This window comes from Bacillus oleivorans (genome assembly GCF_900207585.1).
GTDB classification, from domain to species: Bacteria; Bacillota; Bacilli; order Bacillales; family JC228; genus Bacillus_BF; species Bacillus_BF oleivorans.
On record NZ_OAOP01000006.1, the window covers coordinates 88,448 to 106,523 of the forward strand.

Annotated in this window: 16 protein-coding genes, 1 tRNA gene and 1 pseudogene; 1 reads left to right on the plus strand and 17 read right to left on the minus strand. The window is 41.7% G+C overall.

The annotated features are described in order from the left end of the window. Nucleotides 1-14: 14 nt before the first annotated feature. The 5 genes from CRO56_RS14130 to rpoN form a co-directional block, all read right to left on the minus strand. On the minus strand, nt 15-1,199 hold the full coding sequence (locus CRO56_RS14130) for a phosphoglycerate kinase (protein ID WP_097159266.1): 1,185 nt from the start codon (nt 1,197-1,199) through the stop codon (nt 15-17). Nucleotides 1,200-1,322: 123 nt separating this feature from the next. Then, entirely contained in the window at nt 1,323-2,330 is a 1,008-nt protein-coding gene (gap, locus tag CRO56_RS14135) for a type I glyceraldehyde-3-phosphate dehydrogenase (RefSeq protein ID WP_097159267.1), read from the minus strand. A 75-nt stretch (nt 2,331-2,405) separates the two neighbouring features. Then, nucleotides 2,406-3,419 (minus strand): sugar-binding transcriptional regulator, encoded by a 1,014-nt coding sequence (locus CRO56_RS14140; protein ID WP_097159268.1) that lies wholly within the window; start codon nt 3,417-3,419, stop codon nt 2,406-2,408. A gap of 134 nt (nt 3,420-3,553) precedes the next feature. Then, the gene (locus CRO56_RS14145; protein ID WP_097159269.1) at nt 3,554-3,796 is read right to left on the minus strand and encodes a glutaredoxin family protein; all 243 of its coding nucleotides are present in this window, start codon (nt 3,794-3,796) and stop codon (nt 3,554-3,556) included. Nucleotides 3,797-3,814: 18 nt separating this feature from the next. Continuing rightward, a complete protein-coding gene (gene rpoN, locus CRO56_RS14150) occupies nt 3,815-5,095 on the minus strand; it encodes an RNA polymerase factor sigma-54 (protein ID WP_097159270.1) in 1,281 nt (426 codons plus the stop codon). Nucleotides 5,096-5,198: 103 nt separating this feature from the next. Here rpoN and CRO56_RS22665 point away from each other — a divergent pair, with 103 nt between their 5' ends. After that, a complete protein-coding gene (locus CRO56_RS22665) occupies nt 5,199-5,384 on the plus strand; it encodes a hypothetical protein (RefSeq protein ID WP_142305216.1) in 186 nt (61 codons plus the stop codon). A gap of 91 nt (nt 5,385-5,475) precedes the next feature. Here the strand turns inward: CRO56_RS22665 and CRO56_RS14155 are convergent, their stop codons facing one another. From CRO56_RS14155 to CRO56_RS14210, 12 genes and pseudogenes are all read right to left on the minus strand, one after another. Further along, nucleotides 5,476-6,486 carry a DUF3231 family protein gene (locus CRO56_RS14155; RefSeq protein WP_097159271.1) on the minus strand — a complete coding sequence of 337 codons (1,011 nt, stop codon included), beginning with the start codon at nt 6,484-6,486 and terminating at the stop codon, nt 5,476-5,478. A 172-nt stretch (nt 6,487-6,658) separates the two neighbouring features. Continuing rightward, nucleotides 6,659-6,730 (minus strand) — tRNA-Arg (locus CRO56_RS14160). A gap of 116 nt (nt 6,731-6,846) precedes the next feature. Further along, nucleotides 6,847-8,286, minus strand: coding sequence for an aldehyde dehydrogenase family protein (locus CRO56_RS14165; RefSeq protein ID WP_097159272.1), 1,440 nt, complete (start codon nt 8,284-8,286; stop codon nt 6,847-6,849). A gap of 21 nt (nt 8,287-8,307) precedes the next feature. Further along, on the minus strand, nt 8,308-9,048 hold the full coding sequence (locus CRO56_RS14170; RefSeq protein WP_097159273.1) for an SDR family NAD(P)-dependent oxidoreductase: 741 nt from the start codon (nt 9,046-9,048) through the stop codon (nt 8,308-8,310). A gap of 37 nt (nt 9,049-9,085) precedes the next feature. Next, a pseudogene (locus CRO56_RS14175) lies at nt 9,086-10,164 on the minus strand (tartrate dehydrogenase). Then, a complete protein-coding gene (locus tag CRO56_RS14180) occupies nt 10,161-11,387 on the minus strand; it encodes a M20 family metallopeptidase (RefSeq protein WP_097159274.1) in 1,227 nt (408 codons plus the stop codon). The pseudogene CRO56_RS14175 and the gene CRO56_RS14180 overlap by 4 nt, the downstream one beginning before the upstream one ends. A gap of 46 nt (nt 11,388-11,433) precedes the next feature. Next, nucleotides 11,434-12,429, minus strand: coding sequence for a P1 family peptidase (locus CRO56_RS14185; RefSeq protein ID WP_245855891.1), 996 nt, complete (start codon nt 12,427-12,429; stop codon nt 11,434-11,436). After that, complete coding sequence (locus tag CRO56_RS14190) at nt 12,413-12,958, minus strand: ECF transporter S component (RefSeq protein WP_097159276.1); 546 nt, start codon at nt 12,956-12,958, stop codon at nt 12,413-12,415. Before CRO56_RS14190 ends, CRO56_RS14185 begins: the two co-directional genes overlap by 17 nt. Nucleotides 12,959-13,487: 529 nt before the next feature. After that, nucleotides 13,488-14,330, minus strand: a complete 843-nt coding sequence (locus tag CRO56_RS14195) for an energy-coupling factor transporter transmembrane component T family protein (protein WP_097159277.1) — start codon at nt 14,328-14,330, stop codon at nt 13,488-13,490. 25 nt (nt 14,331-14,355) lie between these two features. Continuing rightward, nucleotides 14,356-15,222, minus strand: a complete 867-nt coding sequence (locus CRO56_RS14200) for an energy-coupling factor transporter ATPase (RefSeq protein WP_097159278.1) — start codon at nt 15,220-15,222, stop codon at nt 14,356-14,358. Nucleotides 15,223-15,231: 9 nt separating this feature from the next. Then, nucleotides 15,232-16,080, minus strand: a complete 849-nt coding sequence (locus CRO56_RS14205) for an energy-coupling factor transporter ATPase (RefSeq protein WP_097159279.1) — start codon at nt 16,078-16,080, stop codon at nt 15,232-15,234. A 241-nt stretch (nt 16,081-16,321) separates the two neighbouring features. After that, nucleotides 16,322-17,914: a PucR family transcriptional regulator gene (locus tag CRO56_RS14210; RefSeq protein WP_097159280.1), complete on the minus strand. Its 1,593-nt coding sequence runs from the start codon at nt 17,912-17,914 to the stop codon at nt 16,322-16,324. Nucleotides 17,915-18,076: the final 162 nt, after the last annotated feature.

Here is an 18,076-nt window from a genome sequence, read left to right on the forward strand (position 1 = left end):
TTAACCATCCTCCCCTATTTATTGTTTAGTGCAACGACCCCTGGCAGTTCTTTTCCTTCCATAAATTCAAGTGAAGCACCGCCGCCTGTTGAAATATGAGACATTGATTCGGCGAGGTTAAACTTTTCTACAGCTGCTGCTGAGTCTCCGCCGCCAATAATAGTCGTTGTATCCTTGGCTTGAGCCAGAGCTTCAGCCACATCCTTCGTACCATTTGCAAATAAATCAAGCTCAAATACCCCCATTGGGCCATTCCAAATTACAAGCTTAGAATCATTGACGACTTTTTTATAAAGCTCGCGAGTTTTTGGTCCAATATCTAGTGCTTCCCAATCGGCTGGGATTTCCTCAACTGGTACTTCTTTTGTGTTGGCATTATTAGAAAAATCATCCGCTACAATAACATCGACTGGCAGAACAAAATTCACTCCATTTTTCTCTGCCTTCTCCATAAAAGATTTGGCCAGGTCGATTTTATCTTCTTCTAGCAGTGATTTCCCAATTTCGTAACCCTTTGCTTTAATAAAGGTGTAGGCCAAACCGCCGCCAATAATAAGGTTATCCACCTTATCCAGGAGATGGTCAATCACGCCAATTTTATCTTTAACCTTTGCACCGCCTATAATCGCAGTAAATGGACGATCAGGATTTTCAAGGGCTTTTCCAAGAATTTCAATCTCCTTTTCCATTAAAAATCCTGCGACTGCTGGCAGGTGATGGGCGATTCCTTCGGTTGAGGCATGGGCACGGTGAGCTGCACCAAAAGCATCATTAACATACAAATCAGCCAACTCTGCAAAAGCCTTAGCGAGGGCCGGATCATTTTTCTCTTCACCTTTTTCAAAGCGGACATTTTCAAGTAAAAGAACATCGCCTACTGTTAAACTTTCAACTAATGCTTTTGCAGAATGCCCCACAACATCACCCGCTTTCTTCACTTCGTTTCCAAGAAGTTCAGACAAGCGGTTCGCTACAGGTGTCAGGCGCAGCTCTTCGACCACTTCTCCCTTCGGACGCCCAAGGTGACTGGCCAAGATCACTTTTGCCCCTTGCTCTGTTAAATATTGAATAGTAGGAAGGGCTGCTTGAATTCTCGTTTCATCGGTGATCTTCCCATCCTTCAATGGGACATTAAAATCAACCCGGCAAAATACGCGTTTTCCTTTGACATCAATGTCTTTTAGGGTCTTTTTATTCATATGGCAGAGACCTCCATCATGGCAATTTTTTCATTCTTATTTTAACTGATTCCTTATGTAATGAGGAATTTTTTCATAGAAAAAAAGAGCAAAGGGACCAGGCCCCTGCTCCCTTCCATTCTCTTATAATCCTTTTTTGCCAATATAATCAGCTAGGTCTACGACACGGTTAGAGTAACCAGTTTCGTTATCGTACCATGAAAGAACTTTGACCATATTGTCTTCTAAAACCATGGTAGATAGAGCATCAATAGTTGAAGATGCTTTGCTGCCATTATAGTCTCTAGAAACGAGCGGTTCATCAGAATAAGCTAAGATTCCTTTTAATTCTCCCTCAGCTGCTTCTTTTAGAACTGCGTTGACTTCATCAGCAGTTACATTTTGATTGAGTTCCGCAACAAGGTCAACAACAGAAACGTTTGGTGTAGGAACACGCATAGCCATTCCATTCAATTTGCCTTTTAATTCTGGTAAAACAAGTGCAACGGCTTTTGCAGCACCAGTTGTTGTTGGAATAATATTTTCAGCTGCTGCACGGGCACGGCGATAGTCTTTATGTGGTAAGTCTAAGATTTGCTGATCGTTTGTGTATGAGTGAACAGTTGTCATCATTCCGCGTTTGATTCCAAATTTATCATTTAAAACTTTAGCAAATGGAGCCAGGCAGTTTGTTGTACATGAAGCATTAGAAATAACATGGTGATTAGCTGGATCATATTTGTCTTCGTTAACACCCATAACAATTGTAATATCTTCTTCATTAGCTGGAGCAGAAATAATAACTTTCTTAGCACCTGCTTCTAAGTGTTTAGCTGCGTCTGCACGTTTTGTAAAACGTCCTGTAGATTCTACTACTACCTCAACTCCCAGGTCTCCCCATCCAAGTTGAGCAGGGTCACGTTCTGCTAATACTTTAACACGGTGTCCTCCAACTACAAGATAATCCCCATTAACTGATACGGTTTGTGGTAAAGTACCATGAACAGAATCATATTGAAGCAGATGAGCCAGCATATTAGCGTCTGTTAAATCATTTACTGCCACAACTTCTACATTTGGATTTTCAAGAGCTGCGCGGAAAACATTACGTCCAATACGGCCAAAACCGTTAATACCTACTTTTACTGCCATGATATAGTTCCTCCTTTATTAGAAAACAGCTGTTTGTATATAAGGGGTGACTTTTTTAAAATGACCCTTATTTCTCTAAAGTTCGAGTGCACACGCCTCATCCGTAATTAGTATCGTAGATGAAGGTGCCTGATTCATATAGGCGCGAATCGCCTTTGCCTTGGAAGCGCCGCCTGCCACTGCAATCACATTGGGAATGTTCTTTAAATCTTCTAATTGGATACCAATCGTTTGGACACGATGAACGACTTCACCCTGTTCATCAAAATAAAATCCAAAAGCCTCTCCAACAGCTTTCCCATTTAAAATTTTATTAAAATTATCTTCTGGGGTTTTTCTTCTCTTTGCCATTGTAATCGCATCTCCAATTCCATGGAGAACGATATTAGCTCGTTGTATTAAAGATAAAACCTCACTGACCTGTGGTTCATTCACCATCTTTTCATATACATCTGGACTTAGCTGATCCGGTACATAAAGCACCTTATATTTCGCCTCGGCCTTTTGTGCCATCGTCGAACATATCGTGTTGGCCTGATTTTGTATATCTTCGCCAATTCCTCCGCGAGCAGGGACAAATAATACATCTTTGTCTGTAAACTCAGGAGTAATCATTTCGGCTACTTTGGCCATGGTCGTACCACCAGTCACAGCGATGATATTTTTTCCCAAAAGGTGTTCTTTCATACAGACTGCACAGGTTCTTCCCAATTCATTTTTTACCCAAGGAGACTCGTCACTATTTCCGGGTACAATAATGACATCTTGGATTTTCCAGCGTTCCTTAATCTTCTGTTTGAGGCGGTCAATCCCAGAAACCTCTTCCATCATCGAGTTTAAATCCCGAATCACTTCGATTCCGCTCGATGTAATTAACATGCCGCTGGCTGTCACTTCAATCAGCCCTTGTTTTTTCAACAAATCGACTTCAGACCGCAGTACACGTTCTGTCAGTCCAAGACTTTGAGCTAAACTTCTTCTGCCGACGGGCTGCATTCGATTTATGTACTTCAAAATATGATATCTTCTCTCGATGGTCGGCATTAAATCAGGCAAAAGCTTTTGCATGGTGTGAAGCTGATTTGTCATTCGTTCACCTCAAATCGTAAGTGGTCAAAAAATGTCCCGCATAGACATATTGTGTCCCACTAACTCCAAAAAAAATCACCCCTAGTGACAGTTTCATTTTAGCAGGGGGACAATTTGAATGCAACTATTTGAGCTTATTTTTCAGAAATTAGGCTTTCTCTGAGACTAATATAATCAATTTGTCCAAACTGAACCTCTCCGCCAGCAATTGCGATGACCGGAATTTTTAATCCGTATTCTTCAACAAGGCGATCGTCTGATTCAATATCAATTTCTTCTAAGGTAAAAGGGATCTCTTCCTGTAAAAGCTCTAAAATTGTTTTTGCGTCTCGGCAAAGTCCGCATCTTTCTCTTGTATAAAACTGAACCGTCTTCAATTAGATTGTCCTTTCTCTTTATGAAAATTTCTTCCGTTTTAAGGAAGGCAGGATACCAAGCTGATCCCTGTATTTTGCCACCGTTCTCCTTGAAATTGCAATTGATTGGTGACTTAGCTGTTCTGCAATTTGCTGATCTGATAACGGATTTAGTTTATCCTCTTTCTCCATAATTTGCAAAATCATTTGCTTCACTTTTTCAGCACTCTGCTCATCTTGGTGGTCTCCAACTTTTGCTGAAAATAATGATTTTAGCCGAATGGTTCCATGAGGAGTCTGGATATACTTATCTCTCACTGCCCGGCTTACTGTCGACTCATGAATATTTAATTCTGCCGCGATTTCCCGCATCGTGAGCGGCAGAATTGACGAACGGCCATACTTTAGAAACGATTCCTGTTTTTTTAAAACCGCCAAAATAATTCGTTTAAGGTTCGATTTCCGCGACTCGATGCTTTTGATTAACCAATGATATTCAGAAAGATTTCTTTTTAAAAAGTCCTGAACGAAAGGATCGCGATTGCCTATTAATCTATGATAATAGTCCAATTCAAGCTGCACCTTCGGCAAATGATCTTCTACAAACCGAATGGTCCATTCACCTTTCTCCATTAATACGACACAGTCTGGTGTGACATAATCCGAAATTTCTTTGGCAAATCTGCTTCCCGGTTTCGGGTCCAGTGTTGCAATTTGGTCTGCCAGCTCCTGAATTTGACGGATTGGGATGCTGAGCTTTTGGCTGATGGCCGTCCACTTTTTATGGGCGAATGAATCAAAATACGTTTCGATCAGCTCTACCTCTTGCTTGGCAAACCCTTTCTTTTTCATTTGAAGGACAATACATTCCTGCAGATTTCGTGCACCGACCCCTGTTGGCTCCAACCCGTGCAGTATCGATAAGTAATAATCCCATTCCTCTACGGTCATAGCAGGATAGGTCTCCAAAATATCATCGTAAGCTACAGTGAGATATCCATTTTCATCTAAACAATGAATAAGAAACACAACTTTGGTTTTAACAGCTGGAGATAGTTTTAGGTACGAAAGCTGCTGAATGAGGAAATCGGCAAGTGAAGTTTCCGAACAGCAAATCTGTTCAATCCAATTTTTTGAATCTTGTCTGATTGTGGGTTTTTTCGGAGAAATCAGTTTAATCAAAGGATTTTCCAGAGCCTTCTCTTCTAAATATTCAATCAGCTCCTGGGAAGAAAATTGAAGCAGTTCAATGGCTTGGCGCAACTCATGAGTCATGGTGAGCTTTACAGACTGTGTTTGAACAAGATTAGACTTAATCATAATTCCGCCTCCCTCTATGTATTATACACGACATTTATGTAAGCGCATACAAAAAACATGTAGTACAGCTTTAAATCGATAAATCATTAGAGTTTATTGTGTATTGAATTTTATTTTGGAAAAGGAAGTGGTATGTATGAATCTAACCGATTTTATAAGTAAAGGTTCGTTGAAGTCGGTATTGCCAGAAAAGAGGGAGCAGCAAAACGTCTACGGCGTACCTGAACATGTCTTCTTTGCAGATGAAGGCGATGAGATTCAACTGCTTTTGTTCACGCCTGTAGAGTGAATAAAAAAGGTAGCTTACACTTTATATTTTGAAAGCTACCTTTTATGTAAGCCTCGCCATGAATCAGACCGACTAATGTAGTTTAAGGCTTTTATTTTTTTATAATTTGCGTTCTTTCTTCCATCTGAGGCGGCTCTTCCATCCAACCATTTTTAATCATTATTTTTGCACCTTTATGAGCATATTCAAAGATATCTTTCATAAAAACAGTCATTTTGGCTGGTAAATCATTTCGTAAACTAAAAGCGGTTCCTAATGAATTACTCCCCATAGAAAAACTGCAAAAAAGACTTGTGCAATACATCATTATTTTATCAGAAAATGGAGCAACCGTAGAACGGGTTGCATGACCACCAGATGCTTCTGGGATTTGTATATTACTTTGTAATAAGGTTTCGCTTAATTCCTTTATGATGCTTTTAGCAAGCTCTGCTCCTTCATTAAAAAATTTTTTTACTTCTCGTTCATTAGCACATTGAGCAAAACCTGTAATCATCTGCATCCCAGTGATATTGGATTCAATTGCATGATGAATATGAGCAACTTCTACGGTGTTTAATGTCCGTTTTTCAGTTAATGGATTAACAGCGAATCCACCTAAATAGTTTATATCTTTAACAAACTCAACTGAATTTGGCATTGAAACATAAGGAGGTCGAGCAAGCATTCCTTTTTCAAGCAAATATTGTGTGCACAGGTTGTAATAATTTTGTGTAATCGCTGTAAGTTCTTTATACATGATTACAATATCTTCTCTGTATGACATCGTTAAATTTAGCGAATGCAATCCCATACTAATTTCTTTTATCAGGCGAATGAACATTATGTCAAAACCATTATCATATAACTTTGGCACCTCTTTATTGACATCTTGTTCTGCAAAGCCGACCGGAATTACAGCACCTTCATTTTTAAAAATTTCCACCATTTTACCAACATAAGGGTCAATTTCTTTATATAATTTAGTCATGATATCCTTGGCTTTATCGTCATCGGCTTTCTCAATAAAATATTCTAACATGCGCAAAATCATTGTTTTCTGTTGATATGTAAGCCATAACGTACCTAGTTCTGATGAAGTAATGGCAGGTTTTTCAGGCATCAACCGTACCCTCCTAAATTTTTTTCTTATTTTAGGTTGGCCTAAAAATGATATAATAATTCGATTTATCTTTGAAAATGGTGAGTTTGTTTCTAGCCTGCCACCGAAAAATAATGTATAAAAAAAGACTCCTACACAAAGACAATTGTGTAGGAGTCCTGATATTTCGTGACGCCCTCGGAGGGAATCGAACCCCCATTTCAAGAACCGGAATCTTACGTGCTATCCGTTGCACCACGAGGGCATAGTTTAAAATAAAAGCGACAAACTTTATTATAGTGAAAAACCAAATATTTTTCAACAGCAGATTTTACTAATGAGTTTTTTCCTATTTAAATAGAGAGAAGGGGTCTGACCCCTTCATTGGAATTTAATCGCGATATTTTTTAATTGCGTGTAATTACGCAGAGCTTCAATACCTTTTTCACGGCCAAACCCAGATTGTTTATAGCCGCCAAACGGCATTTGGATGCCGCCGCCTGCGCCATAGTTATTGATAAAGACCTGTCCTGATTGGATTTGATCAGCCAGCCGGTGGGCCCTTGATATATTTTGGGTCCAAATTCCGGTTACTAATCCATATTCTGTTCCGTTTGCTAATTCTAGAGCCTCTTCTTCCGTTTCAAAAGGAAAAACCGTCAGAACCGGGCCAAATATTTCTTCCTGTGCCAATCGGCTTGTGGGATCGACATTTGTAATAAGGGTTGGCTTCAGAAAAAATCCGTTCATACACTCGCCCGACGTGTAACGTTCTCCTCCTGTTACGACCATAGCATCGTTCCGCGCAATGTCAATAAAAGAGATAATCCGATTAAATTGCTTTTCAGTTAAAATCGGCCCAATATCCGGATCTTGTGCACCTGGGGCAATTGTAAGTTCCTCAAATTTATTTTTTACCCGCTCCACAAATGCATCATGGATCGAAGCTTCAACCAGCAATCGCGAGCCAGCTGAACAAGTTTGCCCGGCATTTTGGGTAATGGAACGAACTACCCATTCAACCGCCTGCTCCAAATCACAATCAGCAAATACTATATTAGGAGACTTTCCGCCAAGCTCTAATGTAACTGGGACAATATTTTCAGCCGCAGCTTTCATGACCATCTTCCCTACTTCAACCGAGCCCGTAAAGGTAAGGTGATTAATGTCTTTATGTCCGGAAAGTGCTGCACCCGCCTCATGGCCATAGCCCGTAACTACGTTGACAACCCCTTTTTCGACTCCCAGTTCATCAAAAAATTGCGCCAGCATTAAAGCAGTTACCGGCGTATCTTCAGCTGGTTTTAAAACGACTGTATTCCCTGCTGCAATCGATGCTGCACAGCTTCTTGCTCCAATTTGAAGCGGGTAATTCCAGGGGATGATATGAGCCGTTACACCCACTGGTTCGCGCACGGTAAAATCGACCAATCCCGGTTCGACGGGAATCGTTTCCCCAAGGATTTTATCTGCCATTCCTGCGTAAAACTCAAAATAACGGGCCGCTGCTTCGACATCGGCATAGGACTGCTTCAGCGGTTTCCCCACGTCTAATGTCTCCCACATGGCAAGCTCATCTTTTTGCTCACGGATTTTTTTAGCCATATCGTACAAGAGCCAGCCGCGTTCATGCGGTTTAACAGCTCTCCAAGCGGATGAGTAAAAAGCTCTTTTTGCCGCCAAAACTGCCTTATCTACATCCACTCCCCTTCCCCGCGGTATAGTGCCCGTTTGTGAGTAATCAGCTGGGTTGTACACTAAAATGGTTTCCTTTGACTCTGCTTCGAGCCAGTCACCATCAATAAACATTTTCCAATCCATGGTCGGTATGGCCCCCCTTTCCTACAATCCTCTGCCCCCATCCACATGTAAAACAGCCCCGGTCACATTTTTAGCTTCATTCGAACTTAAGTAGAGTGCTGCATTTGCAATGTCTTCCGGCTGAATCAGTTGACCAAGCGGAACACTTTTACGGAAAGTTTCCTCTTTTACATCATCCGCATTTGCATTCGCTGGGGCGAATTGTCCGAGCATATTCGTATCCGCTGGCCCCGGATGAATTACATTCACGCGAATGCCTTTTTCTGCACATTCAATCGCTAATGCCTTTGAAAAAGCAACCGCTGCCCCTTTTGAAGCAATGTATGACTGCAGACCCGGACGAGGTCGTACTGCCGATATCGAAGCTACATTCGTGATCGATCCGCCATCGTTTTTCTCTAATAAAGGAAGAGCTTCCCGGCTTGTTAAAAACAGGGAGGTCACATTGACAGCCATAATCTTTTCCCATTGTAAGAGGGATACTTCCGTAATTGGAGTTGCTGCCTGTGCAATTCCGGCGACATTGATTAAACCATCGAGTTTCCCATATTGCTCTTCTACTTTTGCAAAAATTCCTTTGACCTGCTCTTCATCAGTTAAATCTGCCTCAACAAAAAGACAATCGCCTAGTACAGATTTTGTATCAAAAGAACGGTCGACTGCTACAACCTTTGCGCCTTCCTCTAAAAAGCGGCTTACGGTTGCCCTTCCCATTCCGCCATTCGCACCGGTAATCACAAAAGTTTGGCCCTCGCATCTCATACCAATCACCCCTTTAAGTTTTTCATCATCCTGAAAATCAGCCTATCAAAGAAAGCTGGTACAATTCTTTAATAATGGCGTCGCCTATCTCCGTCGTTGTTGCCGTTCCGCCTAAATCTGGCGTTTTGATGTGATTATCCTCTAAAACTTTATAAATCGCAGCCATAATCACATCCGATAAATCCTTTCTCCCCAAATGTTCTAGCATTAAGGCTGTTGACCAGATTTGTGCGATTGGATTCGCTTTCCCTGTACCTGCAATATCTGGAGCAGAGCCATGTACCGGTTCAAACATAGAAGGGAAATTTCCTTCCGGATTAATGTTGGCTGACGGAGAGACCCCCAATCCTCCAACTAATGCAGAACCTAAATCAGAGAGAATATCCCCAAAAAGATTCGAGGCAACAACAACTTCAAACGTATGTGGCCGTTGCACAAAATAAGCGGCTAACGCATCAATAAACGTTTTTTCATAACCAATCTCCGGATAATCACTTGCAACTTCCTCCATCACTCGGTCCCATAGTTTCATAGAATGGGTAATGGCATTAGATTTGGTTACGCTCGTAACCTTTTGCTTGCCCATTTTCCCCGCATAAGCAAAGGCAAAACGGCCAATCCTGGTAATTCCTCTTCTCGTAAAAATAGTATTTTGAACAGCGAGCTCATCCTCTGTTCCTCCGTAAAGGATACCGCCGCTATTGGAGTACTCACCTTCTGCATTTTCCCTCATAATCACAAAGTCAATCGGTATTTCTAATGAGGTATAAGGGGTTTTAATCCCTGGCAGCTGTTTCACTGGACGAAAGTTGACGTATTGCTGAAAGGATTTGCGGATTGGCATAATCAGCTCCCAAACCGAAACATCATCCGCTACCCGCTTATCCCCAATCGCCCCAAAAAGAATCGCATCAAAGTCTTTTAATAGATCAAGGCCATTTTCAGGCATCATTCTTCCATGCTTTAAGTAAAACTCACTATTCCAAGAGAATAATTCTGCTTGGTAGCTAAAAGTAGAATCTAATTCCTTGACCGTCCGCAGCACTTTTACGCTTCATTCATAACTTCCGGACCGATTCCATCTCCAGGAAGAACGGCGATTTTCCATTCTCTCATTGGTGCTCACCTCGAAGAAAATGCAGGGCCGCTGTCCGATAAATTTCCGTCGTGTCTGCCAATTCTTCGATATCCACATATTCATCAATCTGGTGAGGAACCTCTCTGTCCCCTGCACCCGTTGTTACAATCGGAACTCCTGCAACATGAAGAAACGTTCCATCTGTTGCTCCAGGTACGCCATTATAGACGGGATCTTTTCCAGTCACATCTTTCACTGCCTGCGTAATTGCTTTTACAACGGGATCGTCTTGATCTGTTTCTGTCCATGGTCTTTCTTCAATAACCTCAAATTCAGCCCGAAAATCTGGATCCTGTGAAGCCAAATTATCGAATATAGTTTGGATTTGTTCCTTTAGTGTATCGTGATCTTGTCCTGGCACTGTACGAATATCCAGCGTGGTCATACACTGCTCAGGGATGACATTGATTTGGGCATCTCCTTGGACAGGTGCCTGAAGGATTGTCGGTGTAATACTTGGCCATCCTAACATCGGATGCTTACCGAGTCTTTCTTTCTCCCGTTGCTCCAATTCATCTAGTGCACAAATGATTTTAGCCATGCGAATATTTGGATTAATCCCGCTCAACGGCATCGCGCCATGAGCCATTTTCCCGTAAGCGCGAACCATAATCCTCATCGCACCTTTTTGGGTAATACAAACCTGATTTTCCTCTGGCTCACAGATAATCGCCCCGTCTACATCCTTAGCCCAGCCTTGTTTGATAAAATGCTTTATGCCAATCATCATGCCCTCTTCATCACAAGGAATACACAGTATGATTTTGCCGCTCCACTCTTCCCGATCTTGCAGGATAGAATGGACAGCTGTAATCATGCAGGCTAAATTCCCCTTGGTGTCATTCGTCCCCCGTCCATACATAAAACCGCCTACAATTTCCGCACCAAAAGGATCATATGTCCAAGCTTTTCGGTCTCCTTCTGTCACGACATCGGTGTGGCCTTCAAACAGCAAAGTCTTCCCTGGTTTGCCTGAATCTACGACTCCGATTACATTCGGTCTGCCAGGCACGACTTCATCAATATGAACGTCGATCCCTAATGAACGCAGATAATCAGCTACAAAAAGGGCCACTTTTTCTTCATTTCCGTCTTCAACACCAGGGCGATAGACACTTGGAATCCGTACAAGCTTCTGTGTTAAGGAAATCACTTCTTCTCGATCACGTTTTCTTCGCTCTGTTAGCTGCATGACCGTCATGGTAAAAACACTCCTTTATATTCCTTGTTATTACCCTTAGACCGCATTATTTGAAAAGATCGCGATGCGCTGGAATATTGGCAACCGTTTCAGCAGAATAGATTGCATTTAATATCGCCATCTCCATTACTTTGGCTGCCATTGTTCCGAGCAGATCGACCGGCAGCTTTTTTCCGCCAGTGGCTAAAGCAAAAATCGTATCACCGTCTAACATGGTGTGGGCCGGGTAAATCGTTCTCGCGTAGCCATCATGGGCCATTTGTGCCACCTTTGTCACCTCAGCTTTTGTCAAATTGGCATTCACAGCAATAACTCCAATTGTCGTGTTACCCCCTGCTGCCACCTTGAGAGATAACTGATTCTCCAAGATCTCCAAGCTATCCATAATTTTCCGCTGATTCCGATCATAAGCCCCTGCCAAAATCTCACCTGTTCCAGGGTTGCGAACTTCCCCGACTGGATTTACCGCTACAATTGCACCAATGGTAACGCCGTTTTCTAATTGGATCGATGCGCTGCCCAGGCCACCCTTCATCGATTGATCAAATCCGGCTAACTTTCCTACTGTTGCTCCACATCCAGCTCCAACATTTCCGATTTTAAATGTTTGAGAACTCGCACTCTGGGCAGCCTCATAGCCCATTTGTTTATCAGGCCGCACCTTCCCATTTCCAACGGCTAAATCAAACAAAACCGCTGCAGGAACAATCGGTACTTTGGCTTGCCCGACATTTAGTCCAATATCTCGCTCTTCTAAATACTGCATCACGCCCGATGCTGCATCTAAGCCAAACGCGCTCCCGCCACTCAATACGATTGCATGCACTTTTTCAACATAATTAATCGGGTTTAACAAATCCGTCTCTCTAGTTCCTGGAGCAGAGCCACGGACGTCTACACCCGCCGTGGCCCCCTCCTCAGCTAATATAACTGTACATCCCGTCAGAGCATCTAAGTCCTCTTTATTCCCGACTTTAATGCCTGGGACATCCGTAATTCGCCCTTGATTGATAGCTCCGGCTTTTTTACGCATCGATGTCATCGGAAATTTTAGATTTCCTGCCCTTCCCGATTTGCTTCCATGCCATTACAACTGCTAACGTAACAATAACCCCGACAATAGCCTCAGGAATTCCATTGGTCAGCGCAATGCTCCAAGCAACGGGAGCCGTTAAATAATTTCGAACCACAGCCATTGTTAAAACTAACCCTGTGTTCGTCAATGTTCCAAGGAAGGCTGCCGAACCAATCGCGAAGTATTCATTTTTCTTCCGTAGCCCGACATACACTAAGAAAGCGACAACCCCAATGAATAAACGGGGTAGGATAGCAACAAATGGATCTTTAAACATAGGAAGAGTCGCATTTAAAAACGATGAAACCCCAAAAATTAAACCAACAATTAATCCAACGCCCCACCCTTGCAGCACACCGCCGATAATCGCTGGAATATGCATGATCGTTGCATTTCCTGCGGCTGTTGGAACCGGGATATAACCCAAACGCGTGACTCCTAAAAGAATCGCAATCGCGCCTAAAACACCGGCTATTACAATTTTCCGAACTGTCATGAACATTCACTCCTTTTTTATTTATAGTTGTGTTCAACACAAGAATCAGTGAATTTTTGCCGGGACTGAAGAAGTTGAAAAAAGCAGATTAATCGTTTTGTGCTCAAATGGTAAGCGGTCTGTTCGAATTTGGGTTTGCGAATAAAAATTGTTTTTTGCAATCGTTAATTTGATTTGCGCGCTCGAATAATCGGATTTCCGCTCAAACAAACCGGATACTCGCTCAAAAATTTGCGATTTCCGCTCATTTATTGGGATTTGCGCTCATAAATCAGGATTTCCGCTCAATAATTGATAGTTCCCGCCCAATTATAAGACTGGCCGCCCAATTCTTGCAGTTCACGCCCAATAATCAGACTGGCCGCCCAATTATCAGGACTTGCAGCCCAATTATTTGCAATTTCCGCCCATTAATTTGGGTTTTCCGCCCATTTATCCACGAATTTCACCCATTTATCAGAATAAGCGCCCAATTATCAACTCTCGAGCCCATTTATCACAGACCTTCTATTAATCACCTCCCCATCAATTAAATTGGAAATGGAAAAGCAAATAAAAAGACAGCAAATACGGTTCCGGCACCTAAAATCAGAAAATCTTTGCGTTTCACTTCATAAACCGTGTATGCAGTTCGGGTCCCACCCGGTATATAGCACCTCGACTCCATCGCTAAAATTAAATCCTCGGCCCGATGCATCGCCACATTAAACAGCGGAATGATGATTGGAAACATTTCCTTTGTCCGCTTAATGATTCTCCACCATTCGCCTGTACCAAACTCAGCCCCTCTGGAGGCTTGAGCCTTCATCATTTTTTCCATTTCAATCGCAAAGGTTGGAACGAAACGAATTGCAATTGTGATGACTAATGAAAACTCATGAACGGGAAACTTTACTTTTTTAAGCGGACTTAGAAGACTTTGAATCGCATGCGTTAACTCAGTTGTTGAGGTGGATAAGGTTAAAACACTGCTGACAAAAATAATTTCAATAAAACGGACTGCCGAGACAATCACAAGCCTAATGCTTTCTCCTGTGATTAAAATAAACCCGAATTCAAAATAGGTTTTCCCTCCAGAAAAAATAGACCCTTGAAACAGAAGCTGGAGAACCGCCAAAATGATGATGAAAGGAATGGCGGGTTTTACACCGGAAAGACCATAACTAATCGGTATTTTAGATAGCCAAAATAGGTAAATCGAAAACAGTAGCCCCATTGCGTTTCCGATATAGCTTGTGTTAAGAGCGATCGCTAAAACGATAATCGTGAAGGCAAGGACTTTTATGCGCGGATCCACCCTGTGAATAATCGATCCGGTTGGAACATACTGACCAATCGTAATATTCCGCGAGAGTTCAAATTCAGCTGCCACCATGTTTCCTCCTTTCTACATGACTTTAATTGTGACTTAGTACCTTTAGCACTTCTTTCGATACTTCTTCGATAGAAAAAGCATCCGCTCTTACGCTGTAGCCTTCCGCCTGAAGGCGATAGAGAAGCCTGACCGTTTCAGGTGTGCCAATGTGGTATTTCTGCATTTTTTCTCTGTCGGTAAAAATTTCTCGCGGTGTTCCAGATAAAACAACAGTTCCTTCTGCCATTACATAAATTCGGTCGGCTAAAAACGCCACCTCCTCCATGTTGTGAGAAACAAACACAATCGTCATCTTTTCTTTTTTATTTAAATCCTGAATCTTTTCTAAGATTTCTTTGCTCGATTTCGGATCTAGACCTGCCGTTGGCTCATCCAGCACTAACACTTTTGGCTTTAACGCCAGAATTCCCGCAAGTGCTACCTTTCGTTTCTGCCCGCCGCTTAAAGCAAAGGTTTGGCGATCCTTCATTTCATCAAAATCCAGCCCAACTACACTCATCGCCCACTTGACCCGCTCCCTCACTTCTTTAACAGGCAATCCGCTTTTAAATGGGCCATATGCGACGTCATCCCCTACTAAACTTTCAAAAATTTGGTCCTCTGGATTCTGAAAAACAATCCCGACTTTACGGCGCAAACTTTTGATATCAATGTTTTTATCCGCAATGTTTTCACCATCAATGATGACCTCACCTGATTCAGGCCTCATAAGTCCGTTAAAATGCTGGATTAAGGTAGATTTCCCAGAGCCAGTATGACCGATAATCGCTACACATTCACCCTCTTTCACATAAATGCTTGTTTCGCTTAAAGCAATGTGCTCAAGTGGTGTTCCTTTCATGTAGGTATGTCCCAGATTTGTGACTTCAATAATATTCTTATCAGCCATACCCTCAGCTTACCCCTCACTTTTCACGAGCTTTTTAACCTTCTCGATTTCTTGCATGAATTCATCCTCATTGATGATGTCAGCGGAAAAGTCTTCTAGACTGCGATGAACTTCAGTTGCAATTTGATTGACAGCCGGTACATCCAGGTGCAACTCACTCAATCTATCTTTATGTTTAAAAATTTCCCTAGGGGGTCCATCCATTACAATTCTTCCGCTCTCAATCACAAGGATCCGATCCGCTTGTGCCGCTTCTGACATATGGTGGGTAACCGTTATGATTGTCATGCCCCTGTTGTTCATTTCCCTCATCACCTGTAAAACGTCTTGTCTTCCATAACTGTCGAGCATACTGGTAGCTTCATCGAAGACGATGCATTTAGGCTGCATGGCTAAAACACCAGCAATGGCTACCCGCTGCTTTTGGCCTCCTGATAGATGATGCGGCGGCCTGTTTCTATATTGATACATGCTAACGGTCTCCAGGGCATCTTTCACCCTTTTCTTCATTTCATCTCTTGGCACTCCAAGGTTTTCTAAACCAAAAGCCACATCCTCTTCAACAATTGTAGCGACAATCTGGTTATCAGGATGCTGAAATACCATGCCTACATCTTGTCTAATAAACCTAATCTCCCTGGACTCCTTTGTATTTCGGCCATTGACCCAAACATCGCCGGAGGCAGGGGTTAGAATTCCGTTCAAATGCTTTGATAAAGTAGATTTCCCGGAACCATTGTGACCAATAATCGCGACGTATTCACCTGGCTCGATCGAGAATGAAACATCTTTTAGCACTTCGACTGACTTCTTTTCGTTCAATTTATAAGAAAAGTTGACATGTTCGACCCTAATAATTGGCTTCTACCTCCTTTTATATCTAATTTCAGCGCTTGCGCTTTTCTGTTTTACTACTAAATATTCTGTTAACTTACAAAACATCCTTCTATTCTCTTCAGCTAGATTGCCACAATTTGATTTATTTTAGATTATTCTGAATATTACCTATTTTATTCTTAATAGGAAGCCGATACATTAGACACTCTATCATTCTTTTTTTCTAGTGATTTAACACAATGTAAAAATATCTTTCATCCTATCAATTCCCTGTATAAAAGTATTGATAGCTGCTTATGGCAAATTCGATGGCCTGACGTTTTTCGGCTTCCATAAAATCATTTCCTAACAATTGGTTTAACTTCTCAATTCGGGGATACAAGGACTGGCGAACGATAAAAAGCTCTTTAGCCGTCTTATTTTTGGAACCGTTACAGGCCAAATACGTTTTTAAAGTATGCAGTAAATCACTGCCTGTTTTTTCATCATAATCAAGGACAGGCTGTAAATAATCTATCACAAAATCTTTTAATTCCCGATTCTTTTGCATGACAGAAAGGATTCGATAGATGTGCAGATCCTGATAAAAACAGGTCCCCGTTTTTCGATTTAGTTGCACTTTTTCTTGAATTTTTACCGTTTCTGCTGCGGTTTTATAGCTTTTGTCGATCGCTTCTAGCTCATCAGTAAATAATCCGCAGCCAAAAGGAATAGAATGGAGCTTTTTCTTTTTTGCAAATTCTGTCATTTTAAATGCGTCAATCGCCTGTTCAAGTCTCTCTTTCCAATCGTATTTTTCCCGGACATTTATCAAGATAAAGATCGCCTGGTTTTTTCTAATCAGCGGAAATAAACTAAATCCGTATTGTTTCATAACGGAACGAAAAATGACTTTTAAATAGCTGTAATCCGAAGCATTTGGATGCAAGGTGTCGACTCGAAAAAAGCAGACAACACCTCCTTTTGGCTTTATCCCAGGATCATGTTCAAATAGGTAGTGACGGATGTCTTCATCACTATACTCACCTTCGATCCAGCCCTTCAGCCATTCACTTTCTTCCGCCATTTCTTTCTCTTCAATGTAAAGCTCTCGCAAATAATGCTGAGCAAGGGCTGTTGCCGTTCGATCGAGGACGAGAGAAATATAGTTTTTTTCCTCTAATGAGTCGGCCATCGTTAAAATCTCGGCAAATACATGATCTAGCGCTTTGATTTCTTTACGGACCAAAAATGGGACATCCATCATATCTTCCAATAGTTTTTTCTTATAATTTTCTATTTTTTCTTCGCTTAACTTAGGAAAGAACTTGATGTCCAGGTTACTGTTCTTTTGAATTAACGGGCGATTGATTGTTTTTTGGCAGTAATGAAGTATCTTATTATGGCCGTCTGCCGACAGGAGAAGCTGATTTATTTTTTGCGAGTAGGCTTCAAGGTGGGAAATCATTTTAAAATGCTGAGAGATGATAAAAGAATGAAGATCTTGCGTAATCTCAATAAACCGTACTTCTGTATGGAACACGATTAATGGAAAACCATTTTGTTCAGCGACTTCAACAATTTCAGGGGGAATTGAATCTAAGTATGTTCCAAGCTCGATGCATAGACCTGAAACATGCCGATCGATTAACTGTCTTAAAAAAGAAAGGAACACCTCCTCATTATTTCTCCAGGCAATCCCCGTCGATAAAATGAGCTCACTTCCGTTTAACAAGGCACCTACTTCTGTTACTTCCATAACGTGAACCCATTTCACATAGCGGTGAGCCCCTTGTTTCCCTGCAATCATTTCTGCTTTCTCAAAATGTTTCCGTTGCATGATATCGGCTACAGTTAAGAGATTTTGATTATTCATTCGCTGCCCCCCATTTATCAGAATAGTGAAACAACATGAGATTTTTCCCTATTATACAAGATTTTTCACCAACATATATATAAGAGATTTACAAAATGACAATCTCATAGCGAAAACATCTACTTAATGTCTAGTGAAAAACAGATACCGCGAAGATAAAAT

Coding starts and splice junctions, on each gene's coding strand:
- CRO56_RS14130 (WP_097159266.1), bottom strand. CDS start 1,199: ATGAATAAAAAGACCCTAAAAGACATTGATGTCAAAGGAAAACGCGTA.
- gap (WP_097159267.1), bottom strand. CDS start 2,330: ATGGCAGTAAAAGTAGGTATTAACGGTTTTGGCCGTATTGGACGTAAT.
- CRO56_RS14140 (WP_097159268.1), bottom strand. CDS start 3,419: ATGACAAATCAGCTTCACACCATGCAAAAGCTTTTGCCTGATTTAATG.
- rpoN (WP_097159270.1), bottom strand. CDS start 5,095: ATGATTAAGTCTAATCTTGTTCAAACACAGTCTGTAAAGCTCACCATG.
- CRO56_RS14155 (WP_097159271.1), bottom strand. CDS start 6,486: ATGCCTGAAAAACCTGCCATTACTTCATCAGAACTAGGTACGTTATGG.
- CRO56_RS14165 (WP_097159272.1), bottom strand. CDS start 8,286: ATGGATTGGAAAATGTTTATTGATGGTGACTGGCTCGAAGCAGAGTCA.
- CRO56_RS14170 (WP_097159273.1), bottom strand. CDS start 9,048: ATGAGATGCGAGGGCCAAACTTTTGTGATTACCGGTGCGAATGGCGGA.
- CRO56_RS14180 (WP_097159274.1), bottom strand. CDS start 11,387: ATGACGGTCATGCAGCTAACAGAGCGAAGAAAACGTGATCGAGAAGAA.
- CRO56_RS14185 (WP_245855891.1), bottom strand. CDS start 12,429: ATGACATCGATGCGTAAAAAAGCCGGAGCTATCAATCAAGGGCGAATT.
- CRO56_RS14190 (WP_097159276.1), bottom strand. CDS start 12,958: ATGACAGTTCGGAAAATTGTAATAGCCGGTGTTTTAGGCGCGATTGCG.
- CRO56_RS14200 (WP_097159278.1), bottom strand. CDS start 15,222: ATGGCTGATAAGAATATTATTGAAGTCACAAATCTGGGACATACCTAC.
- CRO56_RS14210 (WP_097159280.1), bottom strand. CDS start 17,914: ATGAATAATCAAAATCTCTTAACTGTAGCCGATATCATGCAACGGAAA.